The sequence below is a fragment of the Olivibacter sp. SDN3 genome, assembly GCF_014334135.1.
Lineage (GTDB): Bacteria > Bacteroidota > Bacteroidia > Sphingobacteriales > Sphingobacteriaceae > Olivibacter.
Map to the genome: position 1 here is coordinate 3,118,204 of NZ_CP060497.1, position 21,205 is coordinate 3,139,408.

The 21,205-nt window shown below is 38.4% G+C and carries 22 protein-coding genes; 10 read left to right on the top strand and 12 right to left on the bottom strand.

Annotated features, from left to right (window positions below):
* Position 1: 1 nt before the first annotated feature.
* From H8S90_RS12865 to H8S90_RS12875, 3 genes are all read left to right on the top strand, one after another.
* On the top strand, positions 2 to 415 hold the full coding sequence (locus H8S90_RS12865; protein ID WP_370525645.1) for a methionine-R-sulfoxide reductase: 414 nt from the start codon (positions 2 to 4) through the stop codon (positions 413 to 415).
* A 250-nt stretch (positions 416 to 665) separates the two neighbouring features.
* Positions 666 to 2,924, top strand: coding sequence for a GH92 family glycosyl hydrolase (locus tag H8S90_RS12870; RefSeq protein WP_187338280.1), 2,259 nt, complete (start codon positions 666 to 668; stop codon positions 2,922 to 2,924).
* Positions 2,924 to 3,307 carry a septal ring lytic transglycosylase RlpA family protein gene (locus tag H8S90_RS12875; protein ID WP_187338281.1) on the top strand — a complete coding sequence of 128 codons (384 nt, stop codon included), beginning with the start codon at positions 2,924 to 2,926 and terminating at the stop codon, positions 3,305 to 3,307. The genes H8S90_RS12870 and H8S90_RS12875 overlap by 1 nt, the downstream gene beginning before the upstream one ends.
* 51 nt (positions 3,308 to 3,358) lie before the next feature.
* On the opposite strand, the gene H8S90_RS12880 is transcribed toward H8S90_RS12875, so the two are convergent.
* From H8S90_RS12880 to H8S90_RS12910, 7 genes are all read right to left on the bottom strand, one after another.
* A complete protein-coding gene (locus tag H8S90_RS12880) occupies positions 3,359 to 4,462 on the bottom strand; it encodes an outer membrane beta-barrel protein (RefSeq protein ID WP_187338282.1) in 1,104 nt (367 codons plus the stop codon).
* Positions 4,463 to 4,840: 378 nt separating this feature from the next.
* Positions 4,841 to 5,743, bottom strand: a complete 903-nt coding sequence (gene miaA, locus H8S90_RS12885; RefSeq protein ID WP_187343037.1) for a tRNA (adenosine(37)-N6)-dimethylallyltransferase MiaA — start codon at positions 5,741 to 5,743, stop codon at positions 4,841 to 4,843.
* A gap of 144 nt (positions 5,744 to 5,887) precedes the next feature.
* Positions 5,888 to 6,508, bottom strand: a complete 621-nt coding sequence (locus tag H8S90_RS12890; protein WP_187338283.1) for a hypothetical protein — start codon at positions 6,506 to 6,508, stop codon at positions 5,888 to 5,890.
* A 151-nt stretch (positions 6,509 to 6,659) separates the two neighbouring features.
* Complete coding sequence (locus tag H8S90_RS12895; protein ID WP_187338284.1) at positions 6,660 to 8,078, bottom strand: CCA tRNA nucleotidyltransferase; 1,419 nt, start codon at positions 8,076 to 8,078, stop codon at positions 6,660 to 6,662.
* A gap of 258 nt (positions 8,079 to 8,336) precedes the next feature.
* A complete protein-coding gene (locus tag H8S90_RS12900; protein WP_187338285.1) occupies positions 8,337 to 8,900 on the bottom strand; it encodes an L-threonylcarbamoyladenylate synthase in 564 nt (187 codons plus the stop codon).
* Complete coding sequence (locus tag H8S90_RS12905; RefSeq protein WP_187338286.1) at positions 8,897 to 10,015, bottom strand: glycosyltransferase family 1 protein; 1,119 nt, start codon at positions 10,013 to 10,015, stop codon at positions 8,897 to 8,899. Before H8S90_RS12905 ends, H8S90_RS12900 begins: the two co-directional genes overlap by 4 nt.
* A gap of 33 nt (positions 10,016 to 10,048) precedes the next feature.
* Positions 10,049 to 10,867: a 2,3,4,5-tetrahydropyridine-2,6-dicarboxylate N-succinyltransferase gene (locus H8S90_RS12910; protein ID WP_187338287.1), complete on the bottom strand. Its 819-nt coding sequence runs from the start codon at positions 10,865 to 10,867 to the stop codon at positions 10,049 to 10,051.
* A 198-nt stretch (positions 10,868 to 11,065) separates the two neighbouring features.
* Between H8S90_RS12910 and H8S90_RS12915 the strand changes: the two genes are divergently transcribed.
* The 3 genes from H8S90_RS12915 (at position 11,066) to H8S90_RS12925 (ending at position 13,314) form a co-directional block, all read left to right on the top strand.
* Positions 11,066 to 11,470, top strand: a complete 405-nt coding sequence (locus tag H8S90_RS12915) for an RNA-binding S4 domain-containing protein (RefSeq protein ID WP_187338288.1) — start codon at positions 11,066 to 11,068, stop codon at positions 11,468 to 11,470.
* A 187-nt stretch (positions 11,471 to 11,657) separates the two neighbouring features.
* Positions 11,658 to 12,518 (top strand): glycosyltransferase family 2 protein, encoded by an 861-nt coding sequence (locus H8S90_RS12920; protein WP_187338289.1) that lies wholly within the window; start codon positions 11,658 to 11,660, stop codon positions 12,516 to 12,518.
* Complete coding sequence (locus H8S90_RS12925) at positions 12,511 to 13,314, top strand: glycosyltransferase family 2 protein (protein ID WP_222852087.1); 804 nt, start codon at positions 12,511 to 12,513, stop codon at positions 13,312 to 13,314. The genes H8S90_RS12920 and H8S90_RS12925 overlap by 8 nt, the downstream gene beginning before the upstream one ends.
* 8 nt (positions 13,315 to 13,322) lie before the next feature.
* Here the strand turns inward: H8S90_RS12925 and H8S90_RS12930 are convergent, their stop codons facing one another.
* Positions 13,323 to 14,438: a glycosyltransferase family 2 protein gene (locus H8S90_RS12930; protein WP_187338290.1), complete on the bottom strand. Its 1,116-nt coding sequence runs from the start codon at positions 14,436 to 14,438 to the stop codon at positions 13,323 to 13,325.
* Between the two features lie 86 nt (positions 14,439 to 14,524).
* Here H8S90_RS12930 and H8S90_RS12935 point away from each other — a divergent pair, with 86 nt between their 5' ends.
* Positions 14,525 to 15,286, top strand: a complete 762-nt coding sequence (locus H8S90_RS12935; protein ID WP_187338291.1) for a glycosyltransferase family 2 protein — start codon at positions 14,525 to 14,527, stop codon at positions 15,284 to 15,286.
* A gap of 29 nt (positions 15,287 to 15,315) precedes the next feature.
* Positions 15,316 to 16,140: a DUF5672 family protein gene (locus H8S90_RS12940; protein WP_187338292.1), complete on the top strand. Its 825-nt coding sequence runs from the start codon at positions 15,316 to 15,318 to the stop codon at positions 16,138 to 16,140.
* A 71-nt stretch (positions 16,141 to 16,211) separates the two neighbouring features.
* Here the strand turns inward: H8S90_RS12940 and H8S90_RS12945 are convergent, their stop codons facing one another.
* On the bottom strand, positions 16,212 to 17,102 hold the full coding sequence (locus H8S90_RS12945; RefSeq protein WP_187338293.1) for a glycosyltransferase: 891 nt from the start codon (positions 17,100 to 17,102) through the stop codon (positions 16,212 to 16,214).
* Positions 17,103 to 17,259: 157 nt separating this feature from the next.
* Between H8S90_RS12945 and H8S90_RS12950 the strand changes: the two genes are divergently transcribed.
* Positions 17,260 to 18,285, top strand: coding sequence for a glycosyltransferase family 2 protein (locus tag H8S90_RS12950; RefSeq protein WP_187338294.1), 1,026 nt, complete (start codon positions 17,260 to 17,262; stop codon positions 18,283 to 18,285).
* On the opposite strand, the gene H8S90_RS12955 is transcribed toward H8S90_RS12950, so the two are convergent.
* From H8S90_RS12955 to H8S90_RS25930, 3 genes are all read right to left on the bottom strand, one after another.
* Positions 18,268 to 19,404, bottom strand: coding sequence for a glycosyltransferase family 4 protein (locus tag H8S90_RS12955; RefSeq protein WP_187338295.1), 1,137 nt, complete (start codon positions 19,402 to 19,404; stop codon positions 18,268 to 18,270). The two genes, H8S90_RS12950 and H8S90_RS12955, sit on opposite strands and share 18 nt — an antisense overlap.
* 181 nt (positions 19,405 to 19,585) lie before the next feature.
* Positions 19,586 to 20,401 (bottom strand): IS3 family transposase, encoded by an 816-nt coding sequence (locus H8S90_RS12960; protein WP_222852336.1) that lies wholly within the window; start codon positions 20,399 to 20,401, stop codon positions 19,586 to 19,588.
* Between the two features lie 26 nt (positions 20,402 to 20,427).
* Positions 20,428 to 20,694 carry a transposase gene (locus H8S90_RS25930; protein WP_222852088.1) on the bottom strand — a complete coding sequence of 89 codons (267 nt, stop codon included), beginning with the start codon at positions 20,692 to 20,694 and terminating at the stop codon, positions 20,428 to 20,430.
* Between the two features lie 210 nt (positions 20,695 to 20,904).
* Between H8S90_RS25930 and H8S90_RS12965 the strand changes: the two genes are divergently transcribed.
* Complete coding sequence (locus H8S90_RS12965) at positions 20,905 to 21,204, top strand: hypothetical protein (protein WP_187338296.1); 300 nt, start codon at positions 20,905 to 20,907, stop codon at positions 21,202 to 21,204.
* The last annotated feature ends 1 nt before the right edge of the window (position 21,205 follow it).

Sequence of the window (21,205 nt, forward strand, 5' to 3'; positions counted from 1 at the left end):
TATGAATACGCAGGATAAAATAGACACTACGGTAAAGAGTGAAGGAAATTACAATAAGCTAACTGCCGACGAGGCTTGGGTAATAGAAAGAAAAGGTACTGAACGGCCCTTTACTGGGGATTTATTGGATAACAAAGCCAAAGGAGTGTACCTATGTAAAAAATGTAATGCTCCTTTATACCGCTCGGACGACAAATTTGAATCGCACTGTGGTTGGCCAAGTTTTGATGACGAGATTAAAGATGCCGTTCGGCGTATTCAGGATCCTGATGGTATGCGCACAGAAATTGTGTGTGCCAATTGTGGAGGGCATTTAGGGCATGTTTTTATCGGTGAAGGATTTACTTCAAAAGATACGAGACATTGCGTTAATTCTGTTTCTATGAAGTTTGTGCCCTTGGAACAAGACGAGTAAAGCGGACTCAACATCATAATCAACGGGGAGACAATTGGCTTGGCATTGTTAAGCTTAGCTTGATATGCTGTATGTTATGTAGGTACTCGCATTTTACAGTGACTTATTAACAAAATTGGAGAGCATGGTATAATAACCGGTTAGGACAAAAACAAGTTGTAATAAAACGTTTTAGTTTCTGTGTTATGAAAATATTCTTTTAAATTTAGCGTTTTTAAGAACCGATCTAATAATTTAATAGATGCTAAAGATGAACAAACCTATTGCTCGTTTATGTTTTGCAGCATTACTCACCATACCAGCTATGGTAAGTGCGCAAGAAAAGAAGTTAACAGACTATGTAGACCCTTTTATAGGTACAGGAGGACACGGTCATACTTTCCCCGGAGCGGTGGTGCCTTTTGGAATGGTACAACTGAGTCCAGATAATGGTAGGAGCGATTGGGATTGGTGTAGCGGTTATCATTATAGCGACAATCATATTGCTGGTTTTAGTCATACCCATCTGAGTGGGACGGGTATAGGCGACTGGCTCGATATTTCAGTGATGCCCTTGCTGTACCCATTGCGAGATGAAGCTGAAGATATTAAGGCAACTTTTAGCCATGATAACGAATCTGCTTATCCGGGATATTATACGGTACAATTAGATAATCAGATAAAAGCAGAATTGACGACCACCGAGCGTGTGGGGTATCATCGGTATTCTTTTCCTAATCAGAGTACGCCTGTTATCCGATTTGATTTGGCCTTTCACCAGAACTGGGATAGTCCGACAGAAACCTATATCGAAGTGTTGGACGACTCTACATTGGTAGGCTACCGCTATTCGACGGGTTGGGCGAAGGTGCAACGTGTGTATTTTGCTGCCCGTACTTCCAAACCATTTAAAGATGCCATTCTATCGGGCCATGGTGTTCAATCGGCACAGATCAAGGCGGCAAAGACGGAAGAAAAGGGAACAGGTATTTCCGCACAGCTTGTTTTTGATGATCCGCAAAAGCAGATTGATATGAAAGTTGCGTTGTCGATGACTGATTACGAAAAAGCATTAGATGCGTTGAAAGAAATTGATGATTGGGACTTTGAACGCGTTAAGAATGAAGCTTCCGCAAAATGGGAACAGGAGTTACAGAAAGTGCAGGTATCGTCTGGCGATGAACAGTTAAAGCGGGTGTTTTATTCGGCTTTGTACCATACCAGTATCGCACCGGCATTGTTTTCGGATGCTGACGGCGGCTATAAAAATGCGCAGGGAGATGTGCTAAAAATGGCTGATGGTGGTCAGCGATATACCTTGTATTCATTGTGGGACACTTTCAGGGCGTTAAATCCGTTGTTTACCATCACACAACCCGAAAAATATACAGGTATGTTAAATAGCATGTTGGCCTTCTACGATGAAAACGGCTTGTTGCCAGTATGGGATTTAAGTACTTGGGAAACCAATACGATGACAGGTTATCATGCGATACCGGTAATAGCAGATGCTGTTTTGAAAGATTGGCCTGGTGTAGATGCCGAAAGAGCCTATGAGGCTATGTTAGCTTCCGCTTATCAGGAAGGTAGAGGAGTGCCGCACTATATCAAACATGGATATATGCCACAAGACAAGATGGGACATAGTGCGAGTGTGACCTTAGAATATGGTTACGACGATTGGTGTATCGCACAAGTAGCCAAGAAATTGGGTAAAACCGATGATTACGAAAAATTTAGTAAGCGAGCACAGGCCTATCAGCATATCTTTGATAAAGAAACCGGCTTTATGCGTGCGAAGAACAGTGATGGTGCTTTTGCTACGCCTTTCGACCCCTATCTTTCAGAGCATGATGAGATGAAAGCACAGTACGTAGAAGGAAATGCGTGGCAACACTCTTTCTTCGTGCCACATGATGTGAGAGGTTTAGCGAAGCTGTACGGAGGCCACGCGAAATTAAGTCAAAAGCTTGATTCATTATTTGCGATAAGTTCAGCGCTTACCGGAGAAAACACATCTCCTGATGTAAGTGGGTTGATAGGCCAATACGCACATGGCAATGAACCTAGTCATCATATCGCTTATATGTACAGTTTTTTGGGCGAACCTTGGAAGACACAGGAAAAAGTACGTCTCATAGTAGATTCTATGTACCATGATCAACCAGATGGTTATTCCGGCAATGAAGACTGCGGGCAGATGAGTGCTTGGGCCGTTTGGAGTATTGCGGGTTTATATCCTGCTAACCCTGCTAGTGGTGAATATATCATCGGCAGTCCTGCCGCAGACGAAGTAATATTTAGGCCAGGTGGAGGCAAAGAATTGAGATTTAGAGCAACCAATAATAGCAAAGAGAACATTTATATACAGGAAGTAAAATTTAATGGAAAAAAATACGATAAAGTATATTTTACACATGATGATATAATAAATGGTGGTGATATCGAGTTTATAATGGGTAACAGGCCCAATAAGAAATGGGGAAAGAAAAAAGCGGCTTGGCCTCAATCGGTAATTGATAGTGAATAATGATTTTTTTACATAAAATAATTAAGCAGGTACTAATAATTAGTGCCTGCTTATTTTTGTTGGCCTCATGTGCGCCGAAACTACGGGAACATGGTGGTGCTTCTTTCTATGCAGACAAGTTTAAGGGCAGGCGAACAGCGAATGGCGAAAAATTCAGGCAATACAAAATGACAGCCGCTCATAAGACTTTACCATTTGGAACGAAGGTAAGAGTAAAAAATCTCACAAATGGTCGTTCGGTACGCGTGAGAATAAATGATAGAGGGCCCTTTGTTTCAGGTAGGATCATCGATTTATCGAAAAAGGCTGCTCGAAGATTAGGTATGGTGCAAGCCGGCGTTGCAAAAGTAGAGATTAGTTATAGAAAAAAAAGAAAACGTTGAGTGATTACTTCAAACACTCAACGCTTGTAAATCATTGCTCCGGATGTCAAACTATCTTCCTAAAAATATTTTAACTCCTAGGGAGACACCGAGGCCTCCAAAAGTAAGTCGGTTCGAAACTTCATCAGCTGGTTGGTTTGGATCAAACTCCCCACTAGCTACAATATTGTGTTCATTTACGTTAATATGATCGTGATAGTTTATTCTTTTGGAAGACTCAGAAGCCGCCTCAATTGATAGGTTTCCTTCTCCCAGTGGAAAAGGTGCGCCGGTTTGTGGGTGGTTGTTTCCTCTGTCAATAATAGTGTATGTCCCGCTAACCGATTGCATATCCCTTCTATTACTTGCCACTGTAACATTTCTATATTCCAATTCAACATTGATTGCTACCATTTTGCTGAGCCAGAAATCTGCTCCCAGTGCAGATTGAAAACCTACGGTTGGGTTAGATTTTGTTCGGTCTACGCGCTCTACATCTGCCAGTAACATCACTGGGTTCACGGGGTTATGATCTGTCATGCCCGCGGCGGCATAAGCTTGTTCTGCCTGTTGTATAACCTGGTTTCGTAAAGCGTTGGGAAATAGGCCCTGTGAAATTGCCACATTACCCGTATTGTCTGTTATTTTTGTTATGTTTTCTGAATAACCACCTAAAGGAATAATGATCCCAACCTTAGCATAAGGTTTGAACACTTCGCTTTTTGTTGGAATAAAGAAAGCCAATGCTGGGGCAATATCATAAGCTCTCGCTTGTCCTGTAGCTTCTAACGATAATGCCGTCGCGTTCGTTCCTGTGAAAGTGGCTTGCTGTCTTGACATATCCTGAACATCACTTTTATAATAATTAAGTGCAAGCTCTACTCCCAAAATATCATTGAACCGATACCCGCCCGTTAGACCAAGACGATAACCCGCTCCAAAAGATCCCTTCATAATATCTTCGCTTTGTGTTGATTGTTGTCCGGTTACGGGATTAATCGAAAATACTCTATCTCTTGATGGTAAGCCTCCAATTGATGGGTATTCAACGGGTGTTACTGAAAAGAAATAACTTGCATAGGGTTTGATATAAAAACCTTTGTTGTTTTCTTGAGCTCTTACAAGGGAAGGGCTAATGGAGGCTAAAACAAAAGCCATAATAATCGTCTTCTTCATAGTGCAAAGTTTAAAATAGGTAGTTTAAAAATAAGACTGCCTAAATATGTTGCCAGGCATAATCTTTTATGTGTTTTCGATTCAAAAATTGGTTATCTGTATTTAATTACTATGCTTGCATAGTAATACAAGCGAATGTATAAAAGGTTTGCGTGAAATGCAAGTTTTTGTAAAATTTACTGGTTGAGAGGAAATACGTTTCTTGCTTACAAGATTATGCCAGATTCAGCATTTTTTGGGGAAGCGTATGGTTTTTCATACACTTCCTCCAAAAAATTTTAAGTTTATAACGAGTTAGCTAGTTTCTTATTGTTCGTTTCCAAATGTAATTTTTTTATTTCAATGCTGCAAAAAAAAATAATAAAAAAATGGCTTAAATTAATAAATATTTGCCTCGATAAAGCTCATAATGTCTGTTTCGTGCTGAGGATCAAACCAATAGGTCTTATGGTCTTTTTTAAACCAGGTTATCTGCCGTTTTGCAAATTGCCGGGTATGTTGTTTAATTTTTTCGGTTGCTACTTCCAAACCATATTTTCCCTGGAGGTAATCAAACAATTCATTATACCCAACGGTGAGAAGTGGTGGTAAGGGGTGTTGCGGCGAAAGAGCCGTTACTTCTTCCAGTAAACCCTCTTCCATCATTTGGTCAACGCGTCTATTAATGCGTTGATATAGCTGTTCGCGATCAGTGTTTAATCCAATCTTGAGTATTTCAAATGGGCGAACATTAGTTTTCCGTTGATGAAAAGAAGAAAATGGTTTTCCTGTACTTTCATATACTTCCAAAGCACGGATTACGCGTTGTGGGTTATTGATGTCAACCGATTTGTAGTAGAGTGGATCTTTTTTCTTCAGTTCTTCTTGTAGGTGTCCGAGGCCTTTTTCCTGATGTAGCTTATTCAGTTTTTCGCGTATCCCGGGTAAAGGTTTTGGCAACTCGTCAAGACCTTCACAAATAGCTTTTATAAAAAGGCCACTACCACCTACTAAAACCAATTGATCTTTTTCCTGAAATAGTTCCTCAATTTTTGCTAAGGCTTCTTTTTCGAAATCGCCAGCACTATAGTCATCATGTATACTTAGTGAATTAATAAAGAAATGAGGAGCCGCTGCAAGTTCTTCACTGCTGGGCTTAGCAGTGCCAATATTCATTTCACGATAAAACTGCCTGGAATCTGCAGAAATAATAGCCGTTTTAAACTTTTGTGCTATTTTAATGGATAAGGCGGTTTTTCCTATCGCTGTTGGACCTACTATGGTAATGAGTGTTTTGATAATCGTTAAGTCAAAGTAGTTAAGTAGTAGAGCAGTTAAGCGTAAAGTAGCCTTGCACTGAGAAATAAGCTACCGCTATACTATATACTGCTTATTAACAATTTATCTCTCATCTGCCATTGAGTGCCGTTATTTATGGATGAAAAGTTAATAATCGTCTTCATAATTTTCATTGTCGGAAAAACCTGTTGAAAACTCATCTTTATCGTCTTCACCGCCCTGTGTTTCCTCGTCGTCCATTAGATCTAGATCCAATTCCTCTGCATCGTCAATTCCGTATTCGGTTTCATTTAAAAAATCGTAATCGTCCTTTTCTGCTTTTTTGTCACCATTCTCTTCTGTGGGAATGGCTGCAGCACCAAAAGGCTTAGGTGCTGCGCCGACGGTTTTAAAAGTCAGTGGATACTTTTTTCCACTCTCTTCCTTTAGTATTTTTATCAATTGAACGTGGAAGTCGTAAGGCCTCTCAAAGTTATAGGTATAATAGAATTTCTGGTGAGGATCATCAATGAATTTATTAAGCTTTGAGTTTTCCATTAGTGCTATCCCCCTTTCTTGTTTACGGGCATTTGGTAGATAAGCAATCTCTTCGCCCTTCATCCATTGATCGTTACTAATAAAAAAAGACGAAGGTAAGTCAGGATTATAACCGGTAGATTGTTGAATTGCATGGTGTAGATCCAAAAATGTATGCGTAGACAAGACATCAATTTCGCGAATGATATCATCGTAATCTTCAAAAGTTACCCTGAACCTGTAAATAGCCATAGTGGAGTTTTCCTATTTTTTTCTGTTTAAACCGCTAATATCACTAAAAAACTAAAAAACTAAAAACTAAAAAGGTAAAAAGCTCGCCTTACATGTGGAAGATAAACCGTTTGCGTATGTCAAAGGGTAAATAAAGATAGTATAAATACAATTATCCCAACCGCTTAGGGTGAGCTATTAGTCCCAATGCCTCTCCCTTTTTTTTCATGAAGACGAGTGCTTCCTCCCGGTTGTTTTTGATGTCACCTTCCAAGATAGCTTCGCGTATGGCTTTTTTTATGATACCAACTTCACGGCCGGGCTTAATGTCAAAAGCTTTCATGATGTCTTCGCCAGAAACCGGTGGCTGCCAGTTGCGAATCTGGTCGCGTTCTTCTACATCTCTTAGTTTTTGTTTGACGAGTTCAAAGTTGTTGCGGTATTTTTTCTTTTTATACTCATTTTTAGTGGTAACGTCGGCATGGCAGAGTTTCATAAGGCTTTCAATGTCATCTCCTGCTTCATATAAAAGACGGCGTACGGCGGAGTCAGTTACAATATCCTGTGCCAATACGATAGGTCTAAGATGCAATAGTACCAGCTTCTGTACAAATTTCATCTTCTCATTGAGCGGCAGCTTCAGTTCAGCAAATATCTTGGGTACCATTCTCGCGCCTCTGTCTTCGTGGCCATGGAAAGTCCATCCCTGTTTTTTATCGAAACGTTTAGTTGCCGGTTTCGCGATATCGTGTAAAATCGCTGCCCACCTTAACCATAGGTCGTCGCTCAGCTCGGCAATATTATCCAGCACTTCAAGCGTATGGTAAAAATTGTCTTTATGTCCTTTACCGTTAACAATTTCTACGCCATATAGTTGCGTCATTAAAGGAAAGATGTATGGTAGGAGACCGGTATCAAAGAGGTAATTAAATCCAATGCTAGGTTTTTTGGAAAGAATAATTTTATTGAGTTCGTCGGTAATACGCTCTTTGGATATTATTTTGATCCTCTCCCTTTGGGATTTTATTGCTTTAAAAGTTTCGGTGCTTATTTTAAATTGCAGCTGGGCAGCAAAGCGTATGGCCCGCATCATACGCAGGGGGTCATCAGAAAAGGTCTCTTCCGGATTTAGTGGTGTACGGATGGTACGTATCTGTATATCTTGCATACCATTAAACGGATCAAGCAGCTCGCCGTAATCCGCTTTATTAAGACTAAAAGCCATGGCATTAACCGTGAAGTCCCGGCGCTTTTGATCATCCTCTAGGGTGCCGTTTTCTACGATAGGTTTGCGGGAATCTCTGCGATATGATTCTTTGCGGGCACCTACAAATTCAATTTCGATATGTTCATGGCGGAGCATCGCTGTGCCAAAATTTTTAAACACCGAAAGTTTTACACCTAGGTATTCACTTACGTGTTGAGCAAAGTCAATGCCGCTACCGATGACCAGTATATCAATATCACCCTTAAAAGATCTATTCATCATTCGATCACGGACAAAACCGCCTATAACGTATATCTCCGTGTGATGTTGGTGGGCAATTTTGCTTAAAAGCTCAAAAATCGGAAGTTCCAGGTGTTCTTTCATGTATCCGGCAAACTTAGATAAATTGCTTTTTATATGCAATATATGCAACGGCTTATAAAAGGCAAGTTATTCGCGGCACCTTTGCTTTCTTCACGGCTCATGATTTTTGCAATTATCGATCGCTCACAAAGTGTATGAATGGATAGCCCATGCAGCTTCATTGCCATTAAAGACCAATTTACTTGAATGAAAAACACAAAAATAGCTCTTACACTGGAGAAGAAGGTGTATGTGTTGAGGTTGGTGCTATAGGTTAAACTATTTCCGAATAAACGTAAATGCGCCACTGGGATCAAGTTTCAGAATAGTCGATGCTTGTTTCGGTCCGATATTTTCCTGTTCATACTGTACCACATAGTCGACCCCATTTTTGATCTGTTGGCTGATCTCCTGAAAGTTTTTCGGTGGCGGATCACCGCTGATATTGGCTGACGTGGAAACAATGGGTTTGCGAAAGCGTTGTAGCAGCTGCTCACAGAAGCGGTGTTTCACGATCCGGATACCGACACTCCCATCGTTTGCCAGGAGGTTAGGAGCTAAGTTCTTAGCATTTGAATAGACGATCGTAAGCGGTTTGTCAGTGCATTCAATTAATTGATAAGCGACCTCAGGGATGTCATTTACGTAACTTTGAAGTTTATAGTCGCTTTCAAGCAAAACAATCAAGCTTTTGTCTTTTTGACGAGCTTTCAGCTGGTAAATCTTCTCCACAGCTTCTGGGTTAGTAGCATCGCATCCTATACCCCAAATAGTATCTGTAGGATAAAGTATGATGCCTCCTGACCTCAGTATTTGGAGTGCTTTTAATAGATCTTCATTCATAATAAAACGCTTTTGTAAAGATTCATCAATTGTGAGGCTAGTCTATCTGGGTTAAATTTTTCAGCAAATAGCACCCCACTATCGATTTGTTTCTGGCGGCTTTCCGGATCCGCTAGAACATTTTGAATGGCATTGGCAAGTTCAGCTGAATTATCCGGATTAACGTATATACTGTTTGGTCCGCCGGACTCTTCTAGACAAGAGCCGGTTGCTGCAATAACAGGAACTTTACTATGGAGTGCCTCAATAATAGGGATGCCGAAGCCTTCAAAACGTGATGGATAGATGAAAATGGCAGCCATTTGGTATATCGCAGGTAAGTCTTCAAACGGCACATTGTGCAAAAAGATTACTCGTTCTTGTAGTTGATGTTTGCTGATTTCTGCTTTTACTTCGGCCAGGTACGGTGTAGGTTTGCCTACTACCACCAGTTTCAAGGTGGAAGTAGTTTTCTTCAACGCATTTACGGTAAGCAAGAGATTTTTGCGATTTTCGATGGTGCCCACTTGTAAAAGGTATGAAGAGGGCAGTTGAAATTTGTAAGCAGTTGCTGTTTTTTTTGCCTGCGAAACCTCTTTCTTGAAATCCGGGTGGCAATCCTGATAAATAACCACTATTTTATGAGCAGGTATGTCTAAGAAATTAACAATATCTAGTTTCGTCTGTTCGCTGATAGCAACAATTTTATCAGCCTTTTTGCAGGCTTTTTTTACTTTATATAGATATATTTTTCGATCGATGCGATTAAAATACTGTGGGTAGCGAATAAAAATCAGGTCGTGCACCGTTAGTACCCATTTTGTTGTGCCGACTTTTTTACCCAAAGGGAGTTCATGACTTAGGCCATGGAAAATATCTAGCTGATATTTATTGGAAGCAAGCGCGTTTAAGACAAAACTTCTCCAGTACGAGCTTAATTTTTTGTAAAAGCCAATAGGTTGTATTTCCGTTAGGTGCAAACCCTCTGGATGATACCATGCAGAGGGTTTGGGGTTAAATAAATAATAGTGGTTTTCCGGAAAACAGCGCCATATATTTTCGATGAGTGACCGGCTATAATTGCCCAAACCCGTTTTGTTGTGAAAGGCACGTTTAGCATCATATCCTATCTTCATCTTTCATGCATTACTTTTGCGTAATTATTATAATTATACGGCTACATTATGATCTCTTAAGGCATCGTTTAACGATGTTTTCTTATCTGTAGATTCTTTACGTTGACCAATAATCAACGCGCAAGGAACCTGGTATTCACCTGCAGGGAACTTTTTGCTATAAGATCCGGGGATTACCACAGACCTTGCCGGAACAACCCCTTTGTATTCTTTCGGGATATCACCAGTAACATCAATGATCTTTGTCGATGCGGTAAGTACAACGTTTGCTCCCAGCACAACATCTTCTTCCAAGTGTACACCCTCTACTACTATCGCTCGCGAGCCTAAGAAACAATTGTTTTCAATAATTACCGGCGCGGCCTGTACTGGTTCTAGGACACCACCAATGCCAACTCCTCCACTTAAGTGTACATTCTTTCCAATCTGCGCACAAGAGCCAACAGTTGCCCAGGTATCAACCATTGTTCCTTCATCCACGTAAGCACCGATATTTACATAAGAGGGCATCATGATAACCCCTTTGGCCAAGTAAGCACCATAACGCGCAAGACCGTGTGGAACCACGCGGACGCCCTGCTCTTTGTAGTTGGTTTTTAATTTCATTTTATCATGAAATACAAAAGGCCCAACGGTGATTTCCGTCATATTGCGGATAGGGAAATACAGAATTACCGCCTTTTTTATCCAGTCGTTGATGTGCCAGCGACCAGCAACTTTTTCAGCTACTCTTAAGATACCTTGATCAAGTTGTAAGATCGTAGTCTCGATAGCTTCTCTATATTCTTTAAATTCTACTAAATGCCTCTCCTCCCAGGCCTCTTCAATCAGTTTTTTTAATTCTGCAGTCATGTCAAAACAATAATAATGAACAACAAAGAAAGTAAAATTTATTGAAATAGGTGCTAGTTATTGGTCATCAGCTATTGATAAATTAAGTAAAGCTTTTGCTTAAAAAGATTGTTTTTAATATATTAACGAATTAATGGAAGCAATAAGCGATAGATGAATGCTTTTTGTGTATACACGCATTTTAGCTAAGTTTGTAAAATGGCTAAAGAAATAGAGAAGCTCCGTATAGATAAATATCTGTGGGCCATTAGGGTCTTCAAAACGCGTAGTTTGGCAACTGAGGCATGTAAAGCAGGCAGGGTAAAATTAAATGGTCAGAATATAAAGCCTTCCTATATTGTAAAAATTGGCGAAACATACCAAATACAGAAAGGCATAGAGAAGAAGGTAATAAAAGTAGTGGCTTTATTAGAGCGACGAGTAGATGCAAAAGCCGCGGTAACTTTCTATGACGACTTAACACCAGTTGAGGAAACTTACAGGTATAAGTCAGTTTTTCACGCACCAGTATTAAGAAGAGATAGGGGGACCGGTAGGCCAACAAAGCGTGATAGAAGAGAGATTGATGATCTAAAAGACGAGTGGTTTTCTGAGGAAGATTAATTGGCATTTATTTGTGAAACAAATCAATTTATAAAAAAAAACAGGTATAAATATGTACGGTTATGTATAAATAATCCAATAAATAGTACAGAAAAACGTTCAATTAAATGAAAAATGTAGCGTTTTGAAGAATGGTATCGTTTTTGTAATAAAGAAACGATTTGTTTTGATAAGACGCAGTAATTTTATGAGTAGCTTAAATTTGAGTCCGACATCCACCTTGATAATATCCACATATAATTGGCCAGAAGCGTTAAGTCTGTCTTTAAAAAGCGTGCTAGATCAAAAAATTTTACCAACAGAGGTCATAATTGCAGATGATGGATCTACTACCGAAACTAAACGTGTTGTCGATTTCTTTCGAAACAAATTTCCCATTCCCTTAAAACATGTTTGGCATCAAGATAAGGGATTCCGGTTGGCCGAAATTCGGAATAAGGCTATTAATATTGCGAGCGGCGAATACATTATTCAGATTGATGGTGATATTATTTTACATCCGCATTTTGTGAGTGACCATTTACGTTTTGCTAAACCGCGTTCTTTCGTTCGGGCAAGCCGAATTTATATCGACGAAGAACAGTCAAAACACATGTTAAATAGGGGGAACAGCAAAATAAACGCTTGGAGTAGGGGAGTGAAGAATTTTTTTAGTGCAATCCGGATGCCTTTTTTGTGGCGATTTTTCGAGAATAACTATAAAAATAAGGGGGAAGAGCTTTATGAAATTCATGGATGTAATATGGCCTTTTGGCGTAAGGATGCATTTGCGGTAAACGGTTATAATCAGGAGTTTTATGGATGGGGACCAGAAGACAAGGAATTTGTAGCTAGGTTACTGAATAAAGGTTTGCAGAAGCGATTTTTGAAGATGGGGGCGATAGCTTTTCATATTTACCATAGAGAAAGCTCAAGGAAGTTTTTGGCCGTTAACGAGAAAGCATTTAAAGAAACAAAAGAGAAAAAGTATATTTGGTGCAAAAAAGGGATTACTGCCACATCTGCGTTGGAGCGGTTGGAAGAATCGCTGGTACTGGAGAATGCATAGAAATATAAAAGCTGCGTTACTTATTTCTACCTATAATTGGCCTGGGGCGTTGACTAAGGTCTTGAGTTCTGTACGCTGTCAGCAGATTTTACCAAGTGAAGTGTTAATAGCTGACGATGGTTCAGATGAAAAAACTGCTAAACTAGTACGCGCCTTTCAAAAAGAGTTTCCTGTTCCATTGAGGCACTTTTGGCATCCAGATGGCGGCTTTAGAAAAACCATCATCATGAACCAGGCCATTGCTGCTACTTCCTGCGACTATATTATCCAGATCGATGGCGATATTACCTTACACGAACGTTTTATTGAAGACCATCTTTCTATCGCCGAAGATGGCTATTATATCAAAGGAAGCCGGGTGTTACTTTCTGAAAAAAAGTCGAAGGCCTTTTTAGCGGCTGAACACTTAACGCCAATAAAGCCTTATTCTATAGGTATTACCAATAGAATCAATGCGTTAAGATCACTTTTTTTGGCTGACTTCTTTACAAAAAGAAGGAAGCGATCGCATGATTTAAGGGGGTGCAATTGTGCTTTTTGGAAAAAGGATTTTGTAGCCGTTAACGGTTATAATAATGACCTAGTCGGATGGGGACATGAAGATATTGAGCTTGCAGCCCGATTCATTAATTTAGGGTTATTACAAAAAAGTGTAAAGTTACAGGCTGTCTGTTATCACTTACATCATACTTTTAATGAGCGTAATAATGAAAGAGGGAATTATGGCAAATATAAAGAAGTTGTGGATAGCGGTGTTGTGAGATGCCAAAATGGACTTAATAACGATGCCTTATAGTCGCCTCTCTATCCTTTTACGAGGGAAATAGCTAGTAGCGTAAATAGTATCAGTAATAATGATTTAATAATTTTCCACCGATTTAACCTGAACCAAGAAGGATTTTCTTTTCTAAAACTCATGTCTATTCGTTTTGCAAACCCTCTAATATTCCCTCGCATCAAGTTGCTGACTAAATAACCGAGCTCATACATGTTTTTTACCCAGAAAAGATGCCAAGTAATGCTAAATGAGTTTTTTCCGGTTGTTTTTGCCACTTTGATTAAATTCGTGATGAATTCACTCAAAAGTGTGATCAGGATGAGTAGGAAAATAATATCAGCTGTTTTGGCGATTGCAGCAAATGGTAAAGCCAAAATTAGCAGCAAAAGTGTCTCCGAGGTATTGGTAAAGTCGTAATAAGTATATTTCTTTATTACAGGTAAAGTCGAAATTTCTGATGCTCCGATACCGTAGCGAAACATTCGCTTAGTTTGTATATTACCTTCATTCCACCAGGGGTGCGTGACTAGTGCTTCTGGACAAGCAACATATGTTTCTTTATTTTTTAAGGCATTTCTTAATAAGAATTCGATGTCTTCGCCTCCTTTTTTTAGTTCTTCATTAAATAGAGGCATCGTCAGTCTCTCTCTGTTGAGCACGATGTTTGCCGTTGGCGCCCAAAGCAGTTTGTTGTGGTATTTGGCACTCTCAAAATGGCCAATCGAGCCATTGATTTTTAAGGCTTTCGTTATGTTGTTAAATGGCTCGGGGAAATTGGTCACACCCATAAAGCCGATAGCATGTGGGTAGCTTTCGATGGCACGGGCATAGGCAAGCAGTAAACGATCGGCAGGAATAATATCATCGTCCAATAACAGTATCCATCGGCTTTTTCCTACCAATATCCCTTTGTTTCTTGTTGCAGAAAACCCTAAGTTTACATCGTTTTTTATTAAATGGGCTTTGCCTTGTTTCGACAGGTCAGTTATTTTTTGAGGAATTGTAGCATTTGGATTGTCGGCCACGATATAGATATGTACATCATATCCTGCAGGTTTTTCAAGATTGATGATATTAGCTAGGATATTTTCATCTAATCTAAATGAAGGAATGACGATGTCGATGGAACGATGCGTATACATAGTGGACAAATATACGAGTCTGATAAGAGTTTTTCTCAATATTGGAATTGCTATAATATATTAACTAGTAATGGAACAGTGTGTTTATGGAAGGAATGATTGAAGCTTTAGACTTGAATCAGAAAGACTATGTGGAGTCTTACCGCTTAAGTATTGTAATAGTTACTTATAATGCCGAAACCGATATTACGCCGTGTTTGCAGAGTATTGTAGATCATGGAGGAGGCAATCTGCAATTAATAATAGTTGACGGTGGGAGTACGGACGAGACTGTCAATAAAGTTGAGGCTTTTGGGAAATATATAGATGTATTGATAAGTGAGCCTGATCAAGGCATTTACGACGCGATGAATAAATCTATTAAGTTTTTAAAAGGAAATTGGGTGTTGTTTTTGGGAGCAGATGATCGGCTTCTCCCAACGTTTGCTTCGTTTGTAGAGCAGCTTGTTGATAAAAAGAGTATATACTATGGTAATTGTGTGAGCGATAGTGAAGTATTGGGGGGTGCTTTTACCAATTATAAGTTGGCAAAACGCAATCCATGTCATCAAGCCATAATTTATCCTTCAAGTGTTTTTAGTAAGTATACCTATGATCTGAAATATAAGGTTTTTGCGGATTATTTATTAAATATGCAATGTTGGGGAGATAAAACCTTTCGAAAGGAATATCTGCCTGTTGATATCTCTTATTACAATATGGATGGTTATTCTTCTTATACTGCTGACGAGGCTTTTAGACGGGATAAACCATTCTTGGTAAGAAAATATCTTGGCTTTTTGACATATTTGAGGTATCGTTTAAAGAAATTTAAAGAAAAAAAGAAAGTTGACTCTAAGTTTTTTTGAGGTTGTAAATACGGGTCTTTAAAGGAAATATGATGAAAATAGGAGAAGACCATATAACGGTTGTCGTAATTATTCCTATATATAAAAGTAAATTAACTCGTTATGAGCAAATTGCCTTAGCACAGTGCTTTAAAGTGCTAACGAGCTATGATATCTGCTTTATTCAGCCCGATAAGCTGAAGAATACTATCATAAAAGGCGTGTCTGAAAAACCTGTAGCTACAGTATACTTTGATGACAGGTACTTCGAAAATATTTGGGGTTACAATAGGTTGATGTTATCGGACTTTTTTTATAAGAAATTTAGCAGATACGATTATATGCTTGTTTATCAGCTAGATGCTTTTGTTTTTAGTGATCAACTTCGTTACTGGTGCTCCCAAGGTTACGACTATATCGGAGCGCCTTGGATACCTTATAAAAGCACGTTTTTTACTAAATTATTCTATCAGCTTCGATCTTTTTTTTATGTACGGTATGATATAAAAAGGAAAAACGGGCTTCCTGCCATAAAAAAGATAATGGACTATCGGGTAGGTAATGGCGGTTTTTCTATGAGGAAGATAAGCTCCTTTTTAACTTGTTTGGAGCGTTTTAAAGATAAAGCTAGCTTATATAGGAATAACTATGATATGGCCTATCATGAAGATATTTTTTGGAGTATAGAAGTAAATCGTAAGCAAATAAACATCAAAACACCGCCATATAAAAAGAGTGCTTATTTTGCATTTGAAACACGTCCCGAGAAGGCTTTAGAAATCACAAGGGGCAAGTTACCTTTTGGATGTCATGCTTGGGATAATAATATCGGATTTTGGAAGGAGCATTTCAAGCGCTATGGTTATTCCATTTGACAATATATTCAACCAAGCAAGTATTGCTGCACCAAAAAAAAAGAAACTGATAGCGTGCTTTATATCAACAGCTATTCTTTGTGTTCTCGTGGCCATATAAGGTCTTTGTGTAATTTAAGAAATAGCGGCCAGCCCACTATCTTATAAAGTTGGGAATGCCATAATACCGATAACCGTTCTTTCAGCGGAAAGTCTAATTGAGATAATTTGAATAAGAAGTAGCGCATGGCCTTTTTCTCACAAATGCGGATTTCTTTTTTGTTGAGGTTGGCCTTGTTTAGCGGCAGGAGGTGTTGCCATTTTTTTTGTAGCTTAATGGTCTCTTTTATCCATTCGCTACCATAATTTCCCTCAGAAAAATGATTTATCAATACATCAAATGTTACAGCTACATCGTAATGTTGACCTATAGAGAGTGAAATGTCCACGTCATAGCAATGAAATCCTTTGAGAAGTTGGTCATCAAAAGGATACTGTAACACTATACTTTTTTTCGTACATAAGTAAACACCATCTAGTACAGCCACATTTGTCAGTTTAACTTTTTTTTTATTGACATATGTGTGCCTGGTTTCTTTGTCGGAAAATTTATAATGTTGTACAACGTTATTATGATGTATGCTTTCTAAACCACCATAACAAAACCAGCCCGATGGCGACATGGACTTATAACTTGCTCCTGCAAATCCTAATAGGCCGATTTCAGGATGGTCTTTAAAAATATCGGTAATAATACCCCCCCAGTCGTCGGTCATGAACTCAATATCTTCATGTACATAACATATAATTTCGTACTTCGCTTGTTTTGCTGCTTGGTTGTAGCGTTCGCAAATACCCTTTTTGTTTTGTGTGTTGTCAATTACCAACAGTTCATAAGGTACTGTGCCTATGGTTTGCTGGATGTTCTCCGTGAGGGAATTCAAATAGGATTTATTAATGGAAACAATGACAATAGAAAGCATACGACGAATATAATAAAAGCCTTCGAAGTGTCGTCTATTTCCTTTAAAGTTGTTTGTTCTTTTTGGATCTTCAATAAATTTTGGAAATATAATTTTCAGGAAGTAGAGAATATCTTTTTTAGCTTATAAAGCATTATATTGGGATGATTTTAGGATTATGCAGAAGATAATGGAAAACTCTCCACTTGTTTCAATTGCGTTATGTACATTTAATGGAGCTGATTTTTTAAAGGAGCAATTGGAAAGTATTGTTTGCCAGTCGTATAAAAATATTGAATTAATAATAGTTGATGATTGTTCTACTGATGGCACCGTTCAAATTATACAGGATTTTATTAAAGATAGTAATGTAAAAAGCTCTTTTTACCGGAATGAGGTCAATGTAGGTTATGTAAAAAATTTTGAAAAGGCAATTAAGCTTTGTAACGGAGCGTATATTGCTTTATCAGATCAAGACGATATATGGTCATTAGATAAGATCGATAAACTTGTGAGTGGGATTGGTGATAACCTACTCATTTATCATGACTCCGCGTTTATGGACAAACATGGTAAGCCCCTCTCTGTGAGAATGTCTGACGTATTTAATATGTATGAAGGTGATGATCCTATTCCTTTCCTGTTATTCAATTGCATCAGCGGGCACAGTTGTTTGTTCGCCAGCAGTATAGTTGAGAAATTACTTCCGTTTTCAGACCAACATTTCCATGACTGGTGGATTGCATATGTTTGTATTAATTTGGGAACCATTAAATATATAGATGAATGTTTAGTTAGGTATAGGAGACATGAGGAGAGTGTGGTATCGAAGGAAACGGATATGGAACGACATGATACCAAAGCAAGAAAATATTTACAAAAGATCCAGAATAAGCAAGAAACAGCATTACTCCAATATCTTTGGCTAAAGAAGTGTTACGAATTTGCATATAATAAGTACCCGAAGTTCGTTAGTGTACTTTATTTTAGGTTTAAGTCAAGGTTAAAATACTGGTTTACACCAATAACTTTTGCAATACTTTTTCTTTTTAACAAAAGATTACTTTTTATTAGGAAAGCTCATAATGCATTTGGAGAAATAAGTCATGGGCGCTATTTAAGGAAGAATTATCTGTTCGGAGTAAATGGTGTGAAAATATGGTATAATATTAAGTCAACATTAAGATCAAAAAAAAGTATTTAAGATAAGGTCGTGAAAATTTTTTAGTTGATGGTTTGCCGCATATACAAAATTATTTGTTTGACCAATTTTCTTTGTTTTTGTCGACATAAGGCGTTTTATCGAGAGAGCGAGATCTTCTGCATTCCACGAATTAATTACCATGCCTTTATCTTCATCAACAAATTCCTTTACTCCACCTGAGTTAAAAGATAATATGGGCAACCCTAAATAAGCAGCTTCTAACATCACCAATGAAAAAGAATCTTGTCTCGATGGCATTAACAAAGCATCTCCAATGGAAAGATAGTTATAATAATCATCCGTTAAGGCGTCCAAAAACAAAACCTTTCTTGGCCATTTTTTTTCTAGAACAGTTTGAACATAATAAGTCAATCCATTGTCGTACAATTTTCCAAGCCAAATAATCTTTAACTTTTCATTTTCTAAGTATTCTAAGATCTCTGGGATATAGTCAAGCCCTTTTTCATATACAACACTGCCAGAAATTATCCATACAAACTCATCAGAAGATATCTTTAAGTATTTTCTTATTTCAGTTCTTTTAGATAAATCTAATTTTTTGTCTATGAAATCGGTATCAATGAAACTATATTGTAATAGCACATTCTTATGACCTAGTTCCTTTATTTTTCCGCACACTATTTTTGAGCAACCGATACATATAGTTGAGTAATCAATAATATCCTTCAAATGATCTTTTGTAACAGATCGATAAGCTAGGGGAAGTTCGTGAAAATGTGTTACTGAAGTCACGCCCATTTTTTTTGCTAGTCTTAAGAAAAAAGGAGAAACTTCGATTGTATTGAGATACCAAATATCGGCTTTAATGTGTTTTTGTATTTTTTTTAATTGATATTCTAAGGGATCTATTTTGATTTTTTTTAGAGCACTTTTGAGGTATTTCTCTTTTTTGTTTTTTTTTTCGTTATATGGTAAAAAATAGGGGATGTCTGCAGGCAGCTCACTTAATAATTCACCATCTCGCAAACTATAAAGATATGGCTTTACTATTTCTCTATTAAGCCCTTTAAGTAAATTTAGTAATAATATTTCTGATCCGGTTCTTCCAAAAAAAGGCGTTATAAATAATATTTTTTTTGGAGAATTTAGTTTTGTCATCTGCTGTGTTTTTGATGCGAAGGAATACAAATATACTAAGAAGATTAAAATATGAAATCTAATTTCTGCATGAAGGAATAATATGTGTTTTTTATTGGTGTAAGCTCAGCATGTTTCTGTCACAAGAAGTTGTAGGCTTACCAAATTTAGGACAGCATAAAATTCAGAAAAAAATAATTAATTAACCCGATTCAGCGAAGAATTTTAATTCTTTGCTGAATCGGGGTTTAAATTCCCTCGGTGATTTATTGCCCAATGAACTATGGGGATGGTTATTGTTGTAGTCCTCAGTCCATTCCCATACCTTTTCTCTCATCTGGTATATATCGTTGAAATAATAGGCGTCCAGTATATCCTCTCTGAAAAAACGGTTGAAACGCTCCACATATCCGTTCTGCATTGGTTTTCCGGGCTGCGTATATCTGATCTCTATGTGATGCCGCTGGCACCAGTTTATGAAAAGCTTCGAAAGAAATTCCGGCCCGTTATCGCACCTGATATATTTCGGTGTACCGATCTCATCCCTTAAGTTCTCCAGAGTTTCAATAACTGTACGTGCCGGAAAAGACAATCCAATATCGGAAGCCAGTGCCTCCCGGTTGCAGTCATCGATCACGTTGAATACCCGTATCCTTCTGCCATCGGTAAGCGAATCGCTCATGAAATCCATGCTCCAGCATTCATTTAGTTCCAGGGGAACCTCCAATGGGCATTTCTCCCTTCCGGGCAGGCGCTTTTTATGTTTTCTCCTCAATTTCAGTTTCATCTGGCGGTATACGCGCAGAACCCGTTTCCTGTTCCATTTCAAGCCCTCACGGCGGATCCTGTAATAATATTCATCGAAACCCCGGGTGGGGTATGCGACCGCAAGCTGGGAAAGTTTTCCGATCAACTCACTATCATCCCGCTTACTGCTGTAGTACCACATGGATCTGGTAAGTCCCGCAACTGCGCACGCACGCTTTATCCCGATTTTATATGAATTCATCAGATACATGGCGCACTGCCGTTTGCCGGAGGGCTTTAGAACTTTTTTGACAACAGGTCTTTCAGCATTTTATTGTCCAGACTCACATCCGCATACATCTGCTTTAAACGCTGGTTTTCCTGTTCAAGTTCCTTCAGGCGTTTCAGTTCCCCGCTCTCCATGCCTCCGTATTTTTTTCGCCAGTAATAAAACGTGCTCTTGTCTATGCCCAGTTCCCGGGATATATCCCCGACACTGCGGCCTCCTTCGTTCTCCTTTAATGCCTTGACGATCTGGCTCTCGCTGAATGTGTGTTTTCTCATGATAACAGTTAAGTTCTAAAATAACATTTTTTGGATAAATAACTGTCCTATTTCCGGGGAAGGCTACAAAGTAACCTATTCGTGTAAAATATTTTGTTATTATTGGCAATTTATATTATTTCGCCTCTTAAGTACAAGACCTAATGCCTAAACTAACAATTTCTCATGGTTAACGGAATTTAAGTCACCTAAAAGTACTTGTTTTTACAAATGATAAATAAACTAAAAATGGTAGTTGCTTTTATAGTATTAGCACTATCTGTGTCTTCTTGTAAACAAGAGGATCTGGCCAACAATGAGGGTAAGGAAGCCTTATTGACTCAGGAAATGCGTGATTTTATTTCTATTACAGCGGGAGTGAAAGGGGCAGATGTTCAGTTTAACCCGAAAACAAATCATGTTTTTGTGCCTAATACGCCTATTTCGGATCATATTGATTCGGTACAAAAACATTTGGATTTTGTCAAAGAAAATAACCCCGATTTTTTTACTCAATTCCAACCCAAATAAT